At 52.2% G+C, this 20,429-nt stretch carries 17 protein-coding genes and 3 tRNA genes; 12 read left to right on the forward strand and 8 right to left on the reverse strand.

From position 1 onward, the window contains the following. Positions 1-285: 285 nt before the first annotated feature. Positions 286-1,140 carry a type I methionyl aminopeptidase gene (map, locus tag M3090_RS07800; RefSeq protein WP_249055047.1) on the reverse strand — a complete coding sequence of 285 codons (855 nt, stop codon included), beginning with the start codon at positions 1,138-1,140 and terminating at the stop codon, positions 286-288. 179 nt (positions 1,141-1,319) lie between these two features. Here map and M3090_RS07805 point away from each other — a divergent pair, with 179 nt between their 5' ends. Continuing rightward, positions 1,320-2,198: an aldose 1-epimerase family protein gene (locus M3090_RS07805; protein WP_249055049.1), complete on the forward strand. Its 879-nt coding sequence runs from the start codon at positions 1,320-1,322 to the stop codon at positions 2,196-2,198. Positions 2,199-2,284: 86 nt separating this feature from the next. On the opposite strand, the gene M3090_RS07810 is transcribed toward M3090_RS07805, so the two are convergent. From M3090_RS07810 to M3090_RS07820, 3 genes are all read right to left on the reverse strand, one after another. Continuing rightward, positions 2,285-3,700, reverse strand: coding sequence for a tetratricopeptide repeat protein (locus tag M3090_RS07810; protein ID WP_249055050.1), 1,416 nt, complete (start codon positions 3,698-3,700; stop codon positions 2,285-2,287). A 34-nt stretch (positions 3,701-3,734) separates the two neighbouring features. Continuing rightward, complete coding sequence (locus M3090_RS07815) at positions 3,735-5,474, reverse strand: glutamine--tRNA ligase/YqeY domain fusion protein (RefSeq protein WP_249055052.1); 1,740 nt, start codon at positions 5,472-5,474, stop codon at positions 3,735-3,737. A gap of 280 nt (positions 5,475-5,754) precedes the next feature. Then, positions 5,755-6,573 (reverse strand): PstS family phosphate ABC transporter substrate-binding protein, encoded by an 819-nt coding sequence (locus M3090_RS07820; RefSeq protein ID WP_249055055.1) that lies wholly within the window; start codon positions 6,571-6,573, stop codon positions 5,755-5,757. Positions 6,574-6,766: 193 nt separating this feature from the next. Between M3090_RS07820 and pstC the strand changes: the two genes are divergently transcribed. From pstC to M3090_RS07845, 5 genes are all read left to right on the forward strand, one after another. Next, entirely contained in the window at positions 6,767-7,951 is a 1,185-nt protein-coding gene (pstC, locus tag M3090_RS07825; protein WP_249055057.1) for a phosphate ABC transporter permease subunit PstC, read from the forward strand. A gap of 2 nt (positions 7,952-7,953) precedes the next feature. Beyond that, on the forward strand, positions 7,954-8,814 hold the full coding sequence (gene pstA / locus M3090_RS07830; protein ID WP_249055059.1) for a phosphate ABC transporter permease PstA: 861 nt from the start codon (positions 7,954-7,956) through the stop codon (positions 8,812-8,814). A gap of 152 nt (positions 8,815-8,966) precedes the next feature. Continuing rightward, positions 8,967-9,719: a phosphate ABC transporter ATP-binding protein PstB gene (pstB, locus tag M3090_RS07835; protein ID WP_249055061.1), complete on the forward strand. Its 753-nt coding sequence runs from the start codon at positions 8,967-8,969 to the stop codon at positions 9,717-9,719. 142 nt (positions 9,720-9,861) lie between these two features. Then, positions 9,862-10,554 carry a phosphate signaling complex protein PhoU gene (gene phoU / locus M3090_RS07840; RefSeq protein WP_249055063.1) on the forward strand — a complete coding sequence of 231 codons (693 nt, stop codon included), beginning with the start codon at positions 9,862-9,864 and terminating at the stop codon, positions 10,552-10,554. Positions 10,555-10,901: 347 nt separating this feature from the next. After that, the gene (locus M3090_RS07845; RefSeq protein ID WP_249055065.1) at positions 10,902-11,504 is read left to right on the forward strand and encodes a riboflavin synthase; all 603 of its coding nucleotides are present in this window, start codon (positions 10,902-10,904) and stop codon (positions 11,502-11,504) included. A gap of 235 nt (positions 11,505-11,739) precedes the next feature. On the opposite strand, the gene M3090_RS07850 is transcribed toward M3090_RS07845, so the two are convergent. Together M3090_RS07850 and M3090_RS07855 are read right to left on the reverse strand one after the other, a co-directional pair. After that, the gene (locus tag M3090_RS07850; RefSeq protein WP_249055068.1) at positions 11,740-12,840 is read right to left on the reverse strand and encodes a GDP-L-fucose synthase family protein; all 1,101 of its coding nucleotides are present in this window, start codon (positions 12,838-12,840) and stop codon (positions 11,740-11,742) included. Between the two features lie 37 nt (positions 12,841-12,877). Continuing rightward, on the reverse strand, positions 12,878-13,462 hold the full coding sequence (locus tag M3090_RS07855; RefSeq protein WP_249055071.1) for a Crp/Fnr family transcriptional regulator: 585 nt from the start codon (positions 13,460-13,462) through the stop codon (positions 12,878-12,880). Between the two features lie 160 nt (positions 13,463-13,622). On the opposite strand from M3090_RS07855, the gene M3090_RS07860 reads away from it, so the two are divergent. The 5 genes from M3090_RS07860 (at position 13,623) to M3090_RS07880 (ending at position 16,305) form a co-directional block, all read left to right on the forward strand. Next, positions 13,623-13,710, forward strand: a tRNA-Ser gene (locus M3090_RS07860). Positions 13,711-13,724: 14 nt separating this feature from the next. Continuing rightward, positions 13,725-13,797: transfer RNA gene (locus tag M3090_RS07865), tRNA-Lys, on the forward strand. A gap of 18 nt (positions 13,798-13,815) precedes the next feature. Continuing rightward, a tRNA-Glu gene (locus tag M3090_RS07870) sits at positions 13,816-13,887 on the forward strand. 77 nt (positions 13,888-13,964) lie between these two features. Further along, positions 13,965-14,630, forward strand: a complete 666-nt coding sequence (locus tag M3090_RS07875) for a DedA family protein (RefSeq protein WP_249055072.1) — start codon at positions 13,965-13,967, stop codon at positions 14,628-14,630. Between the two features lie 13 nt (positions 14,631-14,643). Beyond that, positions 14,644-16,305 carry a putative transporter gene (locus M3090_RS07880; RefSeq protein ID WP_249055120.1) on the forward strand — a complete coding sequence of 554 codons (1,662 nt, stop codon included), beginning with the start codon at positions 14,644-14,646 and terminating at the stop codon, positions 16,303-16,305. Here the strand turns inward: M3090_RS07880 and M3090_RS07885 are convergent. Then, positions 16,242-16,631: a hypothetical protein gene (locus M3090_RS07885; RefSeq protein WP_249055074.1), complete on the reverse strand. Its 390-nt coding sequence runs from the start codon at positions 16,629-16,631 to the stop codon at positions 16,242-16,244. The genes M3090_RS07880 and M3090_RS07885 overlap by 64 nt on opposite strands. A 21-nt stretch (positions 16,632-16,652) precedes the next feature. Here M3090_RS07885 and M3090_RS07890 point away from each other — a divergent pair, with 21 nt between their 5' ends. After that, positions 16,653-18,641 carry a fructose-1,6-bisphosphatase gene (locus M3090_RS07890; RefSeq protein WP_249055076.1) on the forward strand — a complete coding sequence of 663 codons (1,989 nt, stop codon included), beginning with the start codon at positions 16,653-16,655 and terminating at the stop codon, positions 18,639-18,641. Between the two features lie 105 nt (positions 18,642-18,746). Here the strand turns inward: M3090_RS07890 and M3090_RS07895 are convergent, their stop codons facing one another. After that, positions 18,747-20,405 carry a long-chain fatty acid--CoA ligase gene (locus M3090_RS07895; protein WP_249055078.1) on the reverse strand — a complete coding sequence of 553 codons (1,659 nt, stop codon included), beginning with the start codon at positions 20,403-20,405 and terminating at the stop codon, positions 18,747-18,749. Between the last annotated feature and the right edge of the window lie 24 nt (positions 20,406-20,429).

The following is a 20,429-nucleotide window of genomic DNA, read 5'->3' on the forward strand; positions in this document are numbered from 1 at the left end:
TTACAGATACCCTTAGAGTATCGTATCAGGGCGGGCGTATCGAAAAAGGATATTGGCGGATAAGGGCAGATGATTCAACCATCTCTAAGCATCAGATATTCTGTATATCCATGATGCCGGTACTTATATCTGCCACCGAACTACTGTACTTCACATGGTGAACTACTGTACTTCGCATGGTGAACTACTGTACTTCGCATGGTGAACTACTGTACTTCACATATCGAACTACTGTACTTCGTGGTGCCGGGAATCCTTGCCGAAGGGCCGCGGATACCCCTTCCATTATTCCGTTAATATTTCGTTGCCTGTCTCTGTTATCAAGATTTGGCTTTCCCATTGCGCCGAGGGTAGCCCATCGTCCGTCAGTACAGTCCAGCCGTCGGCTTCGTCGATGTAGACATCGTATCGTCCCATGTTAATCATGGGCTCGATGGTGAAGGTCATGCCCGGGACAATGAGCATGCCGGTTCCCCGTTTTCCGAAATGCTCGACATCGGGTTCCTCATGGAATTTCACGCCGCAACCGTGTCCGCATAAATCACGCACCACGCTGTATCCGTTCTTCTCGGCATGTTCCTGGATGGCGGCGCCCACGTCTCCCAGGCGGGTCCAAGGCTGGGCTGTTTGTACACCTATGTCGCGACATTCTTTGGTGACTTGCACCAGCCTGCGCATCTCGGGGCTGACGTTGCCTATGAGAAACATGCGCGATGCATCAGAAAAATACCCTTTGTAAATGGTCGATACGTCCACGTTGATGATGTCACCGTCTTTCAGGACTTCATGAGTACTCGGTATCCCGTGGCACACGACTTCGTTGATGCTGGTGCAGACGCTTTTAGGGAATCCTTCGTAGAGGAAGGGAGCCGGTATGGCATCGTGGTCTGTCGTGAAGCAATACACCATGTGGTCGATGTCCGCCGTAGTCATGCCCTCTTGTATGTGGTCGGCAATGTAATCCAGCAAGGCTGTGTTGATGCGTGCGCTGGCACGTATCCCTTCTATCTGTTGGGCAGTACGTAGCAAGTGCCGTTGCGGAAGGCGGTATCCTTCCTTTTTGTAGTGTTGAATTTTGGCTTCTACTTCCTCAGAGTAACCTTTGGGGGTGAAACGCGGTTGATGAATAAACTTTTTCATGTCGTTAAACTTTTAGTGCTGCAAAGTTACGCACTTGTGTGGAAACTATCCTTGGTTCGGGCAAAAATATCCGTTTGTCGGGGAAAGAAAACTGTCATTTCCGTGCGTGTTGTTTATTAATTGTTTACCTTTGTCTGTCTTGCTTGAAACGTGAATAAACCTTTTAAAATATCTACGTTATGAATACATTGTCTAATTCAGACTTGACACTTCAAGTCTCTTCCCATGGCGCTGAGCTGTGCAGCATCCGTGGTAACAATGGCCATGAGTATCTTTGGCAGGCCGATCCGGTCTATTGGAAACGTCATTCCCCCGTTTTATTCCCCATTGTAGGCAGTGTGTGGGAGAATGAATACCGACACGAAGGACGAACTTATCAGTTGACCCAACATGGCTTTGCCCGTGATATGGACTTTGAACTGGTAGAAGAATCTTCTTCTTACTTGTTATACCGTCTGGTTGATGACGAAGAAACACGGAGGAAATATCCTTTCTCTTTCTCGTTGGAAATAGGCTACCGTCTTGAGGGGCGCCGTATTGAAGTGACCTGGCGGGTGACTAACCGGGGCACAGAAGTCATGTACTTCCAGATAGGAGCCCATCCGGCTTTCTACTTTCCCGATTATAATCCGGTTGAATCGCAACGTGGCTATCTGGGCTTTGACCGAATAACAGGCTTGCACTATAAATTGATTTCGGAAAAAGGATGTGCAGATGTTTCAACCGCTTATCCGTTGCAATTGAACGGGCAGGGCTTGTTGCCACTCGATGTACATACTTTCGATGCAGATGCACTTATCTTGGAGGATAGCCAAGTGAAGGAAGTCGTTTTGTATGATAATGCTCAAAGGCCCTGTCTGGCTCTTTATTTTGACGCTCCGGTTGTAGGGCTTTGGTCGCCTCCGGGGAAGAATGCCCCGTTCGTTTGCATTGAACCGTGGTATGGGCGTTGCGACCGTGCTCATTATGAGGGTGAGTTGAAAGATAAAGATTGGGTTCAGCATTTGGAGCCGCAATCTGTATTTGAAGGAGGATATATGATAGAAATCCTCCCCTGATTGTGTCAGAAGCATGAATGAAGAAAGGGTATGCCCCTGCCGAGTATATGAAAACTCGTCGTGTCCGGCATACCCTTCTTGTGCGATTAGCGTAAGGCGCTGAATATATTCTTTATGGCTTGTTCAAGGCTTTCTTTGCCTTCTTGGCTCAAGAGTTTTTGTATCTCTATCAGACCGTCTATGGTGAGTGGATGTTCGCACAACCGATTGTATTTCAGGAAATTCTCTTTGTCCCTCAACAATAGATACGTCGTGGCTAATTTCTCATTGATTTGGAAGAAATCCGGCTCCATTTCTTTGGCTTTCTCGAAGGCTTCTTTCCCTTCCTCAAGATATAAGTTCTCTATGCAAGCCATGCCTATTTCGTTCCAAGTAAGGGCATAAGGTGCATACTGCAATGCTTTCTCCCAGCATAAGTGCCCCTTGTCATAACGCCTTTCTTCCAGCCACATTCTTCCTTCCAACAAGTGTACATCTGCATCTTCCGGATCTGTCTCATGGGCCTTTTTCCAGTATTGGTCAGATAGCTGTGTTTGATTCATTCTCCGATAGCATACTGCTATGTTTGCATATAACATGGCACGGCTGATTATGATGTCATCTTCATATTCGTCAAGAGCCAGTTGCAGGTAGCTGAGGGCCTCTTCCCATTTCTTTTCCGCACTTTTGGCCAGCCCGTTCAGTGTGTCGATGAAGCATTGGGAGACGATGCCCAAATCACCTGCTTTCTTGAAACATTCCAGTGCTTTTTCATCGTTTTGCAAATAGAAGAAGGCGTATCCTTTCATTAAATAGGCGTCGGGGAAATCTTCGTCTGAAATGGTGGCATAGTCGCAAGCTTCGATTGCTTTGTTATACATCTGTTGGTCGAAGTAGCACCTGGCCAGTCCAAACCAATAGAAAGCGGAATAGGGATTCTTGTCTATCAGTTTATTGTAGACTTCGATGGCTTTATCGTATTGTTTGGTGCCATAGTAGACATCTCCCAATACACTTAGGAAGGGTTCATCGTCACTGTACCGTTCGATCCCGGATTTGAGCCATGTCAGGGCTTCTTGCGGCAATCCTACGTTAATATACATATAAGCAACGTTGATCATTGTGTCCACATCATCTTGCTCGTCGATAGTGTCTAGCAGTGATATGGCTTTGGGCCTTTCGTTGTTGAGTATGTATATTTGTGCTTGCAGTATCTTGGTGTCGGTCTGTGTGCTGTCCAGTTGGTTGGCGATTTGCTGGGCTGCTTCCAGGTTGTTGTCATCCAAGTATAGGTATGCCTGTTCTATCAGCAATGATATGTTTTCGGGATGCAGTGTTAGCCCGTAGCTTGCGACTTCGTGGGCCATGTCTCGTTTTTGCCGGACGCTGTACCAATCGGCTAAGTCGGCTAAATCTTCTGCATCGAGGTAAATGCTTTGCTGATTTAGTTTGGCTTTTTCGTATCGTTCTGCCATCTCTTGCAATTCTCTTTCTCTGCCGGATAACAGGTTCTTTTTGTTCATATATAGAGGTTAAGTGTGTGGTGGTAATGGAGAATTATTTATTGATTTTGCTCCAGGTGTCTTTGAGTCCTACGGTGCGGTTGAAGACCATCTTTTCTTGCGTCGAGTCTTTGTCAACGTTGAAGTAACCGATGCGCTGGAACTGGAGGTAGGTCAGCGGCTTCATGCCTTGGACGAACTTTTCGACGTAGCAATGGGGCAAGATGTTTAGTGAGTCGGGATTGATGATTTCCTTCATGGCCGTCAGGGCGTCGCATTGTTTTTCTTCGCGGATAGCGGCCAGGGCGTCGCGCGGGTTTTCTACTTTCCACAGGCGGTCGTAGAGGCGTACTTCGGCTTCGAGGCAGTGGCCGCAGCTTACCCAGTGGAGGGTGCCTTTTACTTTGCGGTTGGCGCCGGGCAGGCCGCTTTTGCTGTCGGGGTCGTATTCGGCGTAGACTTCTGTCACTTCTCCGGCGTCGTTTTTCTTGCATCCGGTGCATTTGACGATGTAGGCGTTCTTCAGCCGTACTTCTTGGCCGGGGGTCATGCGGAAGTATTTCTTGGGGGCTATTTCCATGAAGTCGTCGCGTTCCATCCACAGTTCGCGGCTGAATTCGATGAGGTGTGTGCCGTCTTCGGGGCGTTCGGGGTTGTTGATGGCTTCCAGTTCTTCGACTTGTCCTTCGGGATAGTTGGTGATGATGAGTTTCACGGGGTTGAGGACGGCGGAGACGCGGGTGGCTCGTTCGTTGAGGTCTTCGCGTACGGCGCTTTCCAGCAGGGCGAACTCGTTGAGGGCGTCGTAGGTGGTGTAGCCTATCTTGTCGATGAATTTGTGGATGGATTCGGGCGAGTAGCCGCGGCGGCGGAAGCCGCAGAGGGTGGGCATGCGGGGGTCGTCCCAGCCGCTGACGAGGCCTTCTTTGACGAGTGTGAGCAGGTTGCGTTTGCTCATGAGGGTGTAGCTCAGGTTCAGCTTGTTGAACTCGTACTGACGGGGGCGGTTGTCGTCCAGGTCTTTGCCTTCTTTGAGCCAGTCGACGAAGAGGTCGTAGAGCGGGCGGTGTACGACGAACTCCAGCGTGCAGAGTGAGTGGGTGACGCCTTCGAAGAAGTCGCTCTGTCCGTGGGCGAAGTCATACATGGGGTAGGCTTTCCACGTGGTGCCCGTGCGGTGGTGCGGGTGTTTGACGACGCGGTAGATGATGGGGTCGCGGAAGTGCATGTTGGGGTTGGCCATGTCGATTTTGGCGCGGAGCACCATGGCGCCTTCTTCTACCTCGCCGCTGTTCATCCGTTGGAACAGTTCGAGGTTTTCTTCGATGGGGCGGTTGCGGTAGGGGCTTTCCGTGCCGGGTTGGGTGGGGGTGCCTTTTTGGGCGGCAATCTGTTCCGAAGTCTGTTCGTCGATGTAGGCTTTGCCTTCTTTAATCAAGCGGATGGCGAAGTCCCACAGTTGCTGGAAGTAGTCGGAAGCGTAGTATTCGTGTCCCCACTGGTAGCCCAGCCAGCGGATGTCTTCTTTGATGGCTTCTACGTATTCCGTGTCTTCCTTCGTGGGGTTGGTGTCGTCGAAGCGCAGGTTGCACACGCCTCCGTGGGCGGCGGCGATGCCGAAGTCCAGACAGATGGCCTTGGCGTGGCCGATGTGCAGGTAGCCGTTCGGCTCGGGCGGGAAGCGTGTCTGCACCCGTCCTCCGTTTTTCCCTTCCTTCAGGTCATTCTCTACTATTTGTTCGATGAAGTTTAAGCTCTTCTTTTCGCTTGCGTCTTCGGTCTTGATTTCTGCCATGATGTTGTTGTATTGATAGATTTGGCTACAAAAGTACGACTATTTTTCGGGATAATGCCATCCGGGGGAAGTTTTTAGCGCTTCGGGGGCGATTTTTGGGGCGGTTGGGAGGGGGTTGGAAATGCGCAGTAGCGCCGTTGAAAATGCGATATAGGGCGTTTCAAACTCCGCTACTGCGCAGTTATAAACGCGCTACTGCGCATTTTTAACTCCGTTACTGCGCATTTTTAACGGCGCTACTGCGCATTTTCAGCGGCATCGCGCAGCCCCTCCGGAGGGTTTACCGGACGGGGATGTAGCCGCTCCGGCGGATGATTTCCTGTCCCTGGTCGGAGAGGATGAAGTCCATTAGCGGGGCGACTGCGGCCGAGTCTTTGGCGTTGTAATAATAATAGAGGGGCCGGACGATGGGGTAGGTCTTGTTGACCGCATTCTCCAGGCTTGGTTCGGCGAAGTGCTGCCCGTCGTACGACACGGCCAGCGTCTTGATGCGGTGCGACACATAGGCCAGTCCGACGTAGCCAATGGCGCCTCGGGTCTGGCTGACCGACTGGATGATGGCTCCCGTGGCCGGCATCGAGAGGCTGCTGCTCATGTAGTTCTTGTTCTTCAGCACGCTTTCCTTGAAGAACTCGTAGGTGCCCGAAGACGTCTCGCGCGAGTAGACCACAATCTTGCGGTCCTCGCCTCCTACCTCCTTCCAGTTCGTGATTTTCCCGCGGAAGATGCCTTCCAACTGCTCACGCGTCAGCCTCCCCACCGGGTTCGACGGGTGTACCACCACGGCCAGGGCGTCGTAGGCTATGACAGCCTCTTTCAAGTCTTCGCCCGCCGCCTTCGCCTTCATCTGCTCGCCGAACTTGATGGCGCGCGAAGCCATGGCAATGTCCGTCGTCTTGTCCAGCAATGCCGAGATGCCCACGCCGCTGCCGCCGCCGGTGACGGTGACCCGTGCATCGGGGTTGAGTGCCATGAACCGTTCGGCAGTCTGTTGGGCGATAGGCAACACCGTGTCGCTGCCTTTGATGCGTTGTGCATTCATCGGAGTGGACATTCCTGCCAGTAACCAACCAAGCAGTAGGAGAGTAGTCGTTTTCATTTTCTATTCCAACTTTAAATTTGCGCTTGCAAAGTAAGCGAACAGATGTTACAAACTCTTTACAAACGCCCCTCCCGCAGTGAATGTAATAGAATTGTAACACGTATGTAACACTTCTTTCAACAGACAGACACACATCCTTAACATCTATCCCGTTTCTTTGCACGCGGAAAATTCAATAACCTATAAAGTAATGAGGAACGTATTGGAAAAGATTGTTGCAGGAGTGCTGACATGCAGCGGCTTTGTGACGAGTTTGACGATAGTGCTCATCGTCCTGTTCCTTTTCTCGGAAGCTTTGGGCCTGTTCGGCAGCAAAGTCATAGAGGAAGGATATGTACTGGCACTGAATCAGGAGAATGTGGTAGATGAACTCTCTCCGCGTGAGATTAAGGACATCTTCGACGAAGAAATCACTAACTGGCGAGAAGTCGGCGGTGCCGACTGTCCCATTCACCTTTTCCGTTTGGAAGATGTGAAATCCTATTTTACGGAAGAAGAACTGGGCGCCGCTTACGAGAACGCCGGTGCCTGCATCACCTCGCTGGTGGAGCGCACGCCGGGCATCATAGCCTTCATACCCGAACAATTCGTCGTACATCCGGACTCGGTCCATTTGATTAAAGACAACACCATCTCCGTGGCCGACGTCTTTGCCGGAGCCGAATGGTTCCCGACCGCCACTCCTGCCCCCCAGTTCGGTTTCCTCCCTCTGATAACAGGCACGCTCTGGGTCAGCTTCTTTGCCATACTTTTCGCCTTGCCCTTTGGTCTGGCCGTCGCCATCTATATGTCAGAAGTTGCCCCGCACCGGGTGCGCAACATGCTGAAGCCCGTTATCGAACTGTTGAGCGGTATCCCTTCGGTGGTCTACGGCTTCTTCGGCCTCATTGTGATTGTGCCTTTCTTGCAGCAGACGTTCGACCTGCCGGTGGGCGAGAGCGGTCTGGCGGGCGCCCTGGTGTTGGCCATCATGGCGCTGCCCACTATCATCACAGTGACGGAAGACGCCATGCGCAATTGTCCGCGTGCCATGCGCGAGGCGAGCCTGGCGCTGGGCGCGTCGCAGTGGCAGACCATCTATAAGGTGGTCATACCGTATTCTATCTCGGGTATTACCTCGGGCGTCGTGCTGGGCATCGGCCGTGCCGTGGGCGAGACGATGGCCGTGCTGATGGTGACGGGCAATGCGGCGGTCATCCCGCACAGTATTCTGGAGCCTCTGCGCACCATTCCCGCTACCATTGCCGCCGAGTTGGGCGAAGCTCCTGCGGGTGGGGCGCATTACGGCGCACTGTTCATGCTGGGTGTCGTACTTTTCTTCATTAGTTTGCTAATCAACTTCACGGTAGAAGCCGTGTCTTCTAAACAGAAATAATCATGATGAACAGGAAACGTCTTTCTCAACGGCTGGCCTTCGGTTTGTTCCGCCTGCTCAGCTTCAGCGTAGTGGTGATATTGTTTGCCATTCTTGCCTTCATATTATATAAAGGTGTGGGAGTTATCAGTTGGGACTTCATTTTTACAGCCCCGTCTGACGGCATGACCTCTGGCGGCATCTGGCCGGCCATTGTCGGCACGTTCTATCTGATGGTGGGTAGTGCGCTTTTCGCCTTCCCCGTGGGCGTGATGAGCGGTATCTACATGAATGAATATGCACCGAAGGGGTGGATTGTGCGCTTCATCCGCGTGATGACCAACAACTTGAGCGGCATCCCCTCCATCGTTTTCGGTCTGTTCGGCATGGCCTTGTTTGTCAATTACCTGGGTTTTGGCGACAGCATCCTGGCCGGCTCGCTCACTTTGGGGCTGCTCAGCCTGCCGCTGGTCATCCGTACTACGGAAGAGGCGCTGAAGGCCATTCCTGACAGTATGCGCGAGGGCAGCCGGGCCTTGGGGGCGACAAAGCTCCAGACCATCTGGCATGTCATTCTGCCCATGGGTATGCCCAACATCATTACCGGGCTTATCCTGGCCCTGGGGCGCGTGTCGGGCGAGACGGCGCCCATTCTCTTCACCTGCGCCGCCTATTTCTTGCCGCAGCTCCCCGGCAGTATCCTCGACCAGTGCATGGCTTTGCCCTACCATTTGTATGTCATTTCCACGAGTGGCACCGACCTCGACGCGCAGTTGCCCATTGCTTATGGCACGGCGTTGGTTTTGATTATAATAATCCTTTTCGTAAATTTGCTGGCCAATGCCTTGCGCAAGTATTTCGAGAAGAAGATTAAGACGAACTGACTCCATTCCGTTCGGAATGTCCGAACAAAAATCGAGTGGTTTGCTCGAACCAGCCCGAGCGGTTTGCTCGAACCAACCCGAGCGGTTTGCTCGAACCAGCTCGAGCAAACTGCTTGCAAAACTTATTACGAAACATTAATTATACAGATAAGATGAACAAAATCGAAACGCACGATGTCAACTTCTGGTACGGCGACTTCCACGCCCTGAAAGGCATCAGCATGAATATTGAAGAGAAATCGGTGGTAGCCTTCATCGGTCCCTCGGGCTGTGGCAAGTCTACCTTTCTGCGCCTGCTGAACCGGATGAACGACCTGATTCCCGGTACCCGTCTGGAAGGGAAAATCCAGATAGACGGGCAGGATATCTATGCCAAAGGCGTGCAAGTGGACGAATTGCGCAAGAACGTTGGCATGGTCTTTCAACGCCCCAACCCCTTTCCCAAGAGCATCTTCGAGAATGTGGCCTATGGCCTCCGCGTCAACGGTGTGAAGGATGAAAGCTTTATTCGCCAGCGCGTCGAAGAAACCTTGAAAGGAGCTGCTCTGTGGGACGAAGTGAAGGATAAGCTGAAGGTGTCGGCCTACGCCCTCTCCGGCGGACAGCAACAACGCCTCTGCATCGCCCGCGCCATGGCCGTATCGCCCTCGGTGCTGCTGATGGACGAACCCGCCTCGGCTCTCGACCCCATCTCCACGGCCAAGGTCGAAGAACTCATCCACGAATTGAAGAACGATTACACCATCGTCATCGTTACCCATAACATGCAGCAGGCAGCGCGTGTCAGTGACCGTACCGCCTTCTTCTACATGGGCAACATGGTCGAAATTGGCGACACCAAAGATATTTTCACTAACCCGACGAAACTCGAAACCCAGAACTATATCACCGGGCGATTTGGTTAAAAAGGAGGTCTCTCCCCATCCCTTCCCCGTGGGGAGAGGGCTTAGCCGTCAGGGCTGGTTATATATAGGCACGCGTCACCTTCCCCACGGGGGAGAGGAGGGAAGGGACTTTAAATGAATTACTTACTTAAAATATCCGATTATGGTCAAATTCATCGAATCAGAACTCGTTTTATTGAAGAAAGAAATCGACGAGATGTGGACATTGGTCTACAATCAATTGGAGCGTGCGGGAGATTCTGTCCTCACTTCCGATCGCGAACTGGCTCAGCAGGTGTGTGTGTGCGAACGGCGTGTCAATGCCTTCGAACTGAAAATCGACAGCGACGTAGAAGATATTATCGCTCTTTACAATCCCGTGGCTATCGATTTGCGCTTTGTCCTTGCGATGCTTAAGATTAACAACGATTTGGAGCGTTTGGGCGACTTTGCCGAAGGTATTTCTCGCTTTACCCTCCATGCGGACGAACCCGTCATGGATGTAGAGCTGATGGAAAAACTGCGTTTGAAGGAGATGGTATCTCAGGTGCTTTCTATGTTAGAACTTGCCAAACGTGCCTTGCAGGAGGAAAGCCAGGAACTGGCCGTTTCTGTATTTGCAAAAGATAATCTTTTGGACGAAATCAATGCTGAGGCTCCTGCGATATTGGCTGAATACATTGCCCAACATCCGGAATCCGCCCATTATTGTTTGGACTTGATTAGTGTTTTCCGTAAACTTGAACGCTCGGGAGACCATATCACGAATATTGCCGAGGAAATAGTCTTCTTTATTGATGCAAAGGTCTTGAAACATAGTGGAAAGACGGATGAGGGCTACCCGGTAGAGAAATGAGAAGTAAAAGCAGGTTATAAAGATTTTCTTCAGGATAATCCGTGGATTATTTCAAAAACAAACTTATCTTTGTTTTTGAAAAACTTTGCAAATGTAGAAAAGCCCTTCGAAATGATAACGAAACCAAAAGTTTTTTCGAAAATGTGTTATAGGACATGTTTTTTTATTTGGTAAGTGGCTTTAAAAGGGGCTATATTTGCAGCGTTATCCTGAAAACAATCTTTTTACCTTAAAAAAAACTAATACCTATTGAAGACTGAAAACGGAGGCTTTGTGAAAAGCTTCCGTTTTTTGATGCATATATTCACACCCTTTTGTATCTTTGCTCCGAGTTAAAATCAACGATTATGTTTTCTGGAATAGTAGAAGAATGTGCCACGCTAGTGGCGATGGTCAAAGACCAGGAGAATGTACACTTTACGTTTACGTGTTCTTTTGTGGGCGAACTGAAAATCGACCAGAGTGTTTCACACAACGGTGTTTGTCTGACGGTGGTAAGCCTGACGGATGATACTTATACTGTAACGGCTATGAAAGAGACGCTGGAGCGCTCTAACCTCGGATTGTTGCAAGTGGGCGATGAGGTGAATGTGGAGCGCAGCATGCTAATGAATGGTCGTTTGGATGGACACATAGTGCAAGGGCATGTGGACCAAACCGCCACGTGTGTAGCCGTGGAAGATGCGGCGGGCAGTTATTATTTCACTTTCCGTTATACATTCGACAAGGAAATGGCCAAACGGGGGTATATCACGGTGGACAAGGGTTCTGTGACAGTGAACGGGGTGAGTCTGACTGTCTGCAATCCGACGGATGACACTTTTCAGGTGGCTATCATCCCTTATACGTTTGAACATACCAATTTCCATGCCATTCGTGTGGGTAGTGTGGTTAATTTGGAGTTTGATATCATTGGGAAATATATCAGTCGGATGATTCAGTACCGATGAGTAGATAATGGCCTGCCCCGTTCTGCCGTAGTATGTATTATGGAAGGCTGGGTATGCAGATTTTCCGGAGGCGGGGAGAAAGGCTTGCTGCTCTGTGGTCATCTGCTGGAGTATGGCTGGCGGAACTTTCTTGTTCGGAAAAGGAAAGTCTCTTGTTCGGAAGGAGAAGCGCTTTTGTTCGGCAGAAAAGAGTGCTTCATCCTTCCTTGTTTTCTTTATGATTTGCTTCTTCCGTTTATGCACCCTGGTGGTTGATGCAAATTCCTTTCAGGTACCATTCGTACAGCCGGTGTATGCCTTCATCAATCTCAATCTTGTGGTGCCATCCCAAACCGTGCAGCTTGCTGACGTCTGTCAGCTTACGCAATGTACCGTCAGGTTTGGTCGTGTCCCATTGCAAGGCTCCTTTGAAGTTTATTTCCTTCATAATCTTCTCAGCTACTTCTTTGATACTGATTTCTTTGCCTGTACCTACGTTGATGTGACAATTGCGTATCTCCTTGCTGTCCGGCGCGTAGGTGTCTTTGAAATCTACGTTCAGCAATACATGCACGCTGGCATCGGCCATTTCTTCACTCCATAGGAATTCTCGTAGCGGAGTGCCTGTACCCCAAAGCGTGACAGTTTCAGGCGTGATGCCGAACTTGGCAAGTTTGTCTAAGATTTCCTCTTGGCTATTGTTGCCGTTCACGCCTTCCACGGGGCGCAGGTTCAGGTCTTTGCGCACGGCTTCCCAGTCACTTTCGTTCAGGCATTTGGCCAAGTGAATTTTGCGTATCATGGCAGGCAGCACATGGCTGTTTTCCAAATGGAAGTTGTCGTTGGGCCCGTACAGATTGGTGGGCATGACGGCAATGTAGTTGGTGCCATATTGCAGGTTGAAGCTTTCGCACATCTTCAGTCCGGCGATTTTGGCGATGGCATACGGTTCGTTGGTATATTCCAGAGGGGATGTCAGCAGACTTTCCTCTTTCATGGGCTGCGGTGCTTCGCGCGGATAGATGCAGGTACTGCCTAAAAAGAGCAGTTTCTTTACACCGTGCCGATAGCTTTCGCCTATTACATTCTGTTGTATTTGCAGGTTTTGATAGATGAAGTCTGCCCTGTATTGCAGGTTGGCCATGATGCCTCCCACATGGGCGGCAGCCAGTACGACGGCTTCCGGCTGTTCTGCGTCAAAGAAATTGCGGACGGCTACACTGTCCAGCAAATCCAGTTCTTTGTGGCTTTTGCCTACAAGGTTGGTAAATCCCCGTTGCCGAAGATTGTTCCAAATAGCCGAACCTACCAGTCCGTGATGCCCGGCTACATAAATTTTTGTAGATTTGTCAAGCATATTTGTATGGTTAGCATATAGAATTTCCTTAGAAATCTTATAAAGCAGTGGCGCGCACCCGGCTGAGTGTTTCCGGCGTCATCAACAGGTAGGAGGCGATGTGGGCGAGGGGAGCCCGTTTAATGACTTCAGGTTGGCTTTCCATTAAGTGCAGATAGCGTTCGCGGGCGGTTTCAAAACGCCACGAGTCAGCCTTTGTTTGTGAAACGATAAGGCTGTATTCCAGCATCTTGCGGTAGAACATGTTGATCCCCCATGATGCTTTCGAAAGATTCAGCAATTGGTCGGCCGGCAGCATGTAGATGGTGCCGGATTCCAGTGCCTCTATCATTAGTCGTGTAGGTTCTTGTTTGAGAATACTTTCGATACATATGACGATGTCTCCTTCAAGGGAGAAATGTTCGGTAATGTCTTTCCCGTTTTTATAATAGAACTGCCTGAGCATGCCTTTGCCGACAATCACGAAGTAATGGCTGACTTGTCCTTCTTTAAGCAGAATTTCTCCTTTTCCCACCTCCTTACGTATGATGATACTGCCCAATAACTCTCGGCTTTCAGTATCCATCTCCGGGAAACGGCGGTTAATGGCTTCATTAAGGGCCTCTTTTAATAATGTATCCATTCGTTCGAATAATAGTTTCTGCAAAGATAGCCTTTTTGGCTGATTCCCACCTTATTTCCAGATAGAAAAAGAAAAGTTAGAAAAAATATGGAGAAAAGGTTTGTACATTCCAAAACTTTGTCTACCTTTGCACCGCATTTGAAAAAATGCTGGTCACTAAGGAAGTTTGGGTGAGTGGCTGAAACCAGCAGTTTGCTAAACTGCCGTACGAGTTTATCGTACCGGGGGTTCGAATCCCCCAGCTTCCGCGGATTGACAGAATGCACTCTTAGCTCAGTTGGTAGAGCAACTGACTCTTAATCAGTGGGTCCAGGGTTCGAATCCCTGAGGGTGTACAAGCTTTTCATAAAATCGGTGGATTCGTCTAACGGTTAGGACACATGCCTCTCACGCATGCAATACGAGTTCGATTCTCGTATCCACTACAACAAGTGTGAAACGGGCGGCTGCAGGAATTCTTTGCGGTCGCCTTTTTTGTTAATTTGAATAAAGTATTTGTGTTATGGACTTCATTATTGATTTCATTCTTCACATTGATCAATACATGATCAGTATTGTGCAGCAATATCATCTGTGGACGTATGCCATCTTGTTCCTGGTGATTTTCTGCGAGACGGGTTTGGTGATTACGCCTTTTTTGCCAGGCGATTCGCTGCTGTTTGTGGCGGGCGCTATCGCTGCACAGCCGGACATGCCGCTGGAGGTGAATATCCTGGCGTTGATTGTGTTTGCGGCAGCCGTGTTGGGTGACTCGAGCAACTATGCCATCGGGCACTTCTTCGGGCGTAAGCTGTTCAGCAATCCTAATTCCAAAATCTTCAAGCAGAGTTATTTGGATAAGACGCATGAGTTTTATAAGAAATATGGCGGCAAGACCATCATCATTGCCCGCTTTGTGCCTATTGTCCGTACGTTTGCGCCGTTTGTGGCCGGCATGGGCAAGATGCATTATTATTACTTCATGCTTTATAACGTGACGGGCGGCGCCTTGTGGGTGGCCCTCTTCTGTTATGCCGGTTATTTCTTCGGAGACCTGCCCTTTGTGCAGGAGAACTTGAAGCTGTTGGTGGTGGCCATCATCGTCATCTCTGTCTTGCCGGCCATTATTGAGGTGTTGCGCGAACGTCGCAAGATGAAGAAGGCCAAGGACTCCGGTGTTGAATCTTAATCGGTGTACGGCTTTGGATTGGTTGTATAGTTTGTTCGTGGAGCACACGGCTTTGCAGGCGCTGGCGGTGCTTTCGCTGATTTCGGCCGTGGGGCTGGGATTGGGCAAGGTGCGTATTCTGGGGGTGTCGCTTGGCGTGACGTTCGTCTTCTTTGCCGGCATCCTGGCCGGTCACCTGGGGTTGGAGATTGACCCGCAGATGCTTACCTATGCCGAGAGTTTCGGCTTGGTGGTGTTTGTCTATGCCTTGGGTCTTCAGGTGGGACCCGGGTTCTTCAGTTCCTTCCGGAGCGGGGGCGTGCGGCTTAATATGCTGGCTGTGGGCGTGGTGTTGACGGGTACGCTGATGGCGGTGTTGGGTTGCTTTCTGTTGGATATCTCCATGTCTGACATGATGGGCATCCTCTGTGGGGCCACTACCAATACGCCTGCCTTGGGCGCTGCCCAGCAGACGTTGAAGCAGTTCGGACTGGATGCTTCGGGTGCGGCCCTGGGGTGTGCCGTGACGTATCCGCTGGGCGTGGTGGGGGTGATATTGGCCATCCTCGTGCTGCGCAAGTTCCTTACCCGTCCGCAGGACTTGCAGGAGAAGGAGAAGGAAGATGTGAACAAACCCTACATTGCTGCCTTCCAGGTGCATAATCCGGCCATCTTCGACAAGAATATCAAGGAATTAGGCGACTTGCACTATGCCAAGTTCGTCATCTCGCGTCTGTGGCGCGACGGCAAGGTGACCATTCCGACGTCGGACACCGTGGTGCGCGAGGGTGACCGGTTGCTGGTGATTACGTCGGAAAAGAACGCCCCGACGCTGACCGTCCTCTTCGGCGAGCAGGAGCATACGGACTGGAACAAGGAGGACATCGACTGGAACGCCATCGACAGCCAGCTCATCTCGCAGCGCATCGTGGTCACCCGGCCCGAGCTGAACGGCAAGAAGCTGGGCTCGCTGCATCTGCGCAACAGCTACGGGGTGAACATCACGCGCATCTACCGCAGCGGCGTGCAACTGCTGGCCACGGCCGGACTGCGCCTCCAGTTGGGCGACCGCCTGACGGTGGTGGGCGAGGAGGCGGCGCTGCACAATGTGGAGAAGGTGCTGGGCAATGCCGTCAAGAGCCTGAAGGAGCCGAACCTGGTGGCTGTGTTCATCGGCATCGTGCTGGGCCTGATGGTGGGGGCGATACCCATCTTCCTGCCGGGCATGAGTTCGCCCATCAAGCTGGGGCTGGCCGGCGGGCCCATCATCGTGGGCATCCTTATCGGCACGTTCGGCCCGCGGCTGCACATGATAACGTACACCACGCGCAGCGCCAACCTGATGCTCCGCTCGCTGGGCTTGTCGCTCTACCTGGCTTGCCTGGGATTGGATGCGGGCGAGCACTTCTTCGAGACTGTCTTCCGTCCCGAAGGCCTGCTGTGGGTGGGCACGGGCTTCGTGCTGACCGTGGTGCCAGTGCTCGTGGTGGGCGCGGTGGCCTTTAGGTGGATGAAGACTGACTTCGGCTCGACGGTGGGGATGCTCTGCGGCAGCATGGCCAACCCCATGGCGCTGAACTATGCCAACGACACGTTGCCCGGCGACAATCCTTCGGTGGCCTATGCCACGGTTTACCCTCTGAGCATGTTCCTGCGGGTCATTATCGCGCAGGTGGTGCTGATGTTTCTGCTCTGATTTTTTGAGGGGGTGCCCCAACGCTCTATGGTAGGGGTGCCCCAACGTTCTTTGGTGGGGGTGCCCCAACGCTCTTTGGTGGGGGTGCCCCAACGCTCTATGGTAGGGGTGCCCCAACGTTCTATGTGGGGGGTGCCCCAACGTTCTATGTGGGGGGTGCCCCAACGCTCTGTGTGGGGGGTGCCCCAACGTTCTATGTGGGGGGTGCCACAACGCTCTATGTGGGGGGTGCCACAACGCTCTATGTGGGGGGTGCCACAATTCCTTGTGCATTTCCCGGGACTATGTTTGGCGGAAAAGGGACGAATGACTAACTTTGCATACAATCAGAAAAAATAGCATCATACATGGGAAACATCAGTCCTGAATCCATCGTCAACGACCTGCGCTACCTGCAACTCTTGTCGCGCAGTTTTCCGACCATCGCCGACGCGAGCACGGAAATCATCAACCTCGAAGCCATACTGAACCTGCCCAAAGGCACGGAACACTTCCTGACAGATATACACGGCGAGTACGAAGCCTTCCAGCACGTGCTGAAGAACGGCTCGGGCGCCGTCAAGCGCAAGGTGAACGAAATCTTCGGCCATACCCTGCGCGAAAGCGAGAAGAAGGAGCTGTGCACGCTCATCTACTATCCCGAGGAGAAACTCCAACTGGTCAAGGCCCAGGAGACAGAACTGGACGACTGGTATCAAATCACCCTGAACCAACTGGTCAAGGTCTGCCAGAACGTTTCGTCCAAATACACCCGTTCGAAGGTGCGCAAATCCCTGCCCCGCGACTTCTCCTACATCATCCAGGAACTGCTGCACGAATCGAGCATCGACCCCAACAAGCAGGCTTACATCAACGTCATCATCTCCACCATCATCAGCACCCGGCGGGCGGACGACTTCATCGTGGCCCTGTGCAACCTCATCCAGCGCCTCACCATCGACTCGCTGCACATCGTGGGCGACATCTACGACCGCGGCCCCGGCGCCCACATCATCATGGACACCCTCTGCGACTACCACAACTTTGACATCCAGTGGGGCAACCACGACCTGCTGTGGATGGGCGCCGCCTCGGGCAACGACGCCTGCATCGCCAACGTCATCCGCCTGTCCATGCGCTACGGTAATCTGGGCACATTGGAAGACGGCTACGGCATCAACCTCCTGCCCCTGGCCACCTTTGCCATGGATGCCTACGGCGACGACCCCTGCACGGTGTTTGCGCCCAGGATGGACTTTGCCGGCACCCAGCACAACGAGAAGACGCAGCGCCTCATCGCACAGATGCACAAGGCCATCACCATCATCCAACTGAAACTCGAGGCCGCCATCATCGACCGCCGTCCCGAGTTCGGCATGACTGGGCGTAAGCTGCTGGACAAGATAGACTACGCACGCGGCGTCTTCTGCCACGAAGGGCGGGAATACTCCCTGCGCGACGCCCATTTCCCCACTATCGACCCCGCCGACCCCTACCGCCTGACGGACGAAGAGCGCGAACTGGTGGACAAAATCCATGCCTCCTTCATGAACAGCGAAAAACTGCGCAAGCACATGCGCTGCCTCTACACCTACGGCGGCATGTACCTCGTCTGCAACAGCAACCTGCTCTATCACGCCTCCGTGCCCCTCAACGCCGACGGCAGCTTCAAGCACGTCCGCATCGGGCAGAAGGAATACTGGGGGCACAAACTCCTGCAGAAGACCGACCAACTGGTGCGCCGCGCCTACTTCGGCGAGGAGGGCACCGAGGCCAAAGCCTTTGCCGTGGACTACATGTGGTATATGTGGTGCGGTCCCGACGCCCCTTCGTTCGACAAAGACAAGATGGCCACCTTCGAGCGCTACTTCGTGGGCGACCCGGATTTGTGCAAGGAAACCAAGGGCTGGTACTACACGCTGCGCAACGAAGCCGAAACCTGCGACCGTATTCTGCAGGAGTTTGGCGTAGAGCCGGGCCCTCATTCGCACATCATCAACGGCCATGTCCCCGTCAAGACCCTCAAGGGCGAGAAACCCGTCAAGGCCGGCGGCAAGCTGCTGGTGATAGACGGCGGCTTCTCCAAAGCCTACCAACCGGAGACGGGCATCGCCGGCTATACCCTGGTCTATCACTCGCACGGCCTCCAATTGGTGCAGCACGAACCCTTCCAGAGTCGCCAGAAAGCCATCGAAGAGGGATTGGACATCAAGTCGACCACGTTCCTTGTTGAGTTCAACTCGCAGCGCATGATGGTGAAAGACACCGACAAGGGTGCCGAACTGACCACGCAGATAGCCGACCTGGAGAAGCTGTTGGCAGCCTATCGCATGGGCTTGATTAAGGAAAAGGTGTAATGGCACGCAGATGAAGCAGATAAAATGGATGACCGCAGATTCTTTATCTACTTATTAATAAGATCTGCGGTCATCTGCATAATCTGCTTCATCTGTGTGCCGTGCTTACCCTTTCGCCTCCTGGTACAAGAAACGTTTGATGCTCTTCTTCGGCGTCTTCTCGAACGCCTCCGGATAGATTTTCATCTTGGCCAGTTGGCTGTAAGCAGGCAATTCCTGGTTGAGAGCCACGCGGTTTTCTTCCATCACCCGTTCGATGTCTGCCGGAGTCAGCCCATGGGCATAGGCATCGTCAAAGTCGGGATAAACCAGTCCGACCAGGCGCTCGTTTTGCTGTACCACCAGACATTCGGCCACATAGGGCAGGTTGTTCAGCTTGTCTTCTATCTCTTCCGGGTAGATATTCTGTCCGCTGGAACCCAGCAGCATGTTCTTGCTCCGTCCCTTGATGGTGACATTCCCTTGGGCATCCATCGTGGCCAGGTCGCCGGTGTGCAGCCATCCGTCCTTATCGATGGTTTCGGCTGTAGCTTCCGGATTCTTGTAGTAGCCTAGCATGACGTTGGCTCCTCTGCAAAGGATTTCTCCGGGGATATTTTCCGGGTCGGGCGAGTCGATGCGTACCTCCATGCGGGGAGCAGCCTTGCCGCAGGAACCGGGCTTGAAGCGTTTCCAGTCTTCATAGCAGATGATGGGGCCACATTCCGTCATGCCGTAGCCCACCGTGTAGGGGAAATCTATCATCTTGAGGAATTGCTCCACTTCCTGATTGAAGGCTGCTCCGCCGATGACTATTTCAGAGAAATTACCTCCAAAAGCCTGCGTGACCTGATCCTTCACCGTGGCCTTTATCTTGTCGTTGATGAAAGGCACCTTGAGCAGCAGCTTCATGGTGGGGGTCTCCAGTTTGGGGAGTACGTTCTTCTTGATGATTTTCTCGATGATGAGGGGCACAGCGATGATGATGCTGGGTTTGACCTCGGCAAAAGCCTGGAAGATGATTTTGGGGCTGGGCATGCGTGTCAGGTAGTAGATGTGGCAGCCAACCGCAAATTCATAAAGAAACTCGAAAGCCAATCCGTACATGTGCGCCATAGGCAGCATGGATACCACGCAATCTCCTCGCTTTAAGGGCAGCACTCCGAAGGCGAAATCCGTGTTGCTCCACAGGCTGCGATAGGGCAGCATGACGCCTTTCGAATAGCTGGTAGTGCCCGAGGTATAGTTGATGACAGCCAGCTCTTCGGGTTGGTCTTTGTGGTAGTCGATATGTTCTTTACGGAAGTTCTTGGGATATTTCTGTCCGAACATCGCATTGAGATGCTCGCGGGCATAAGTCAGCTTTTCGCTGCGGGAAACGGGCAGTGAGAAGTCGGGCAGCAAGATAATGCCTTCCAGCAGGGGCATGGCCTGTTCATTGAGGTTTTCCCAAGCCTGGTCGCCCACGAAGAGCAGGCGGGCTTCCGAATGGTTGACGATGTTGTGTACATTGTCTGCCTTGAATTCGTGCAGGATAGGCACGGCCACTGCTCCATACGTCAACGTGGCCAGGAAAGCGACGCCCCAATGCGAACTGTTGCGTCCGCACAGGGCTATCTTGTCGCCTTTCCGGATGCCGCTCTCTTCAAAAAGGATGTGCAGCTTCTCGATTTTACGGGCCACATCTTTATATTGCAGGGTGGCTCCTTTATAGTCGGTCAATGCGTCCAAGTCCCAATTGGTCTGGATGCTGTTCTTTATGTAGGCTATAAAACTTTGTTCCATATTGCACGTTTTCTGGTTTTCTGT

Source organism: Bacteroides sp. ET71 (assembly GCF_023336905.1).
Taxonomy (GTDB): Bacteria; Bacteroidota; Bacteroidia; order Bacteroidales; family Bacteroidaceae; genus Bacteroides.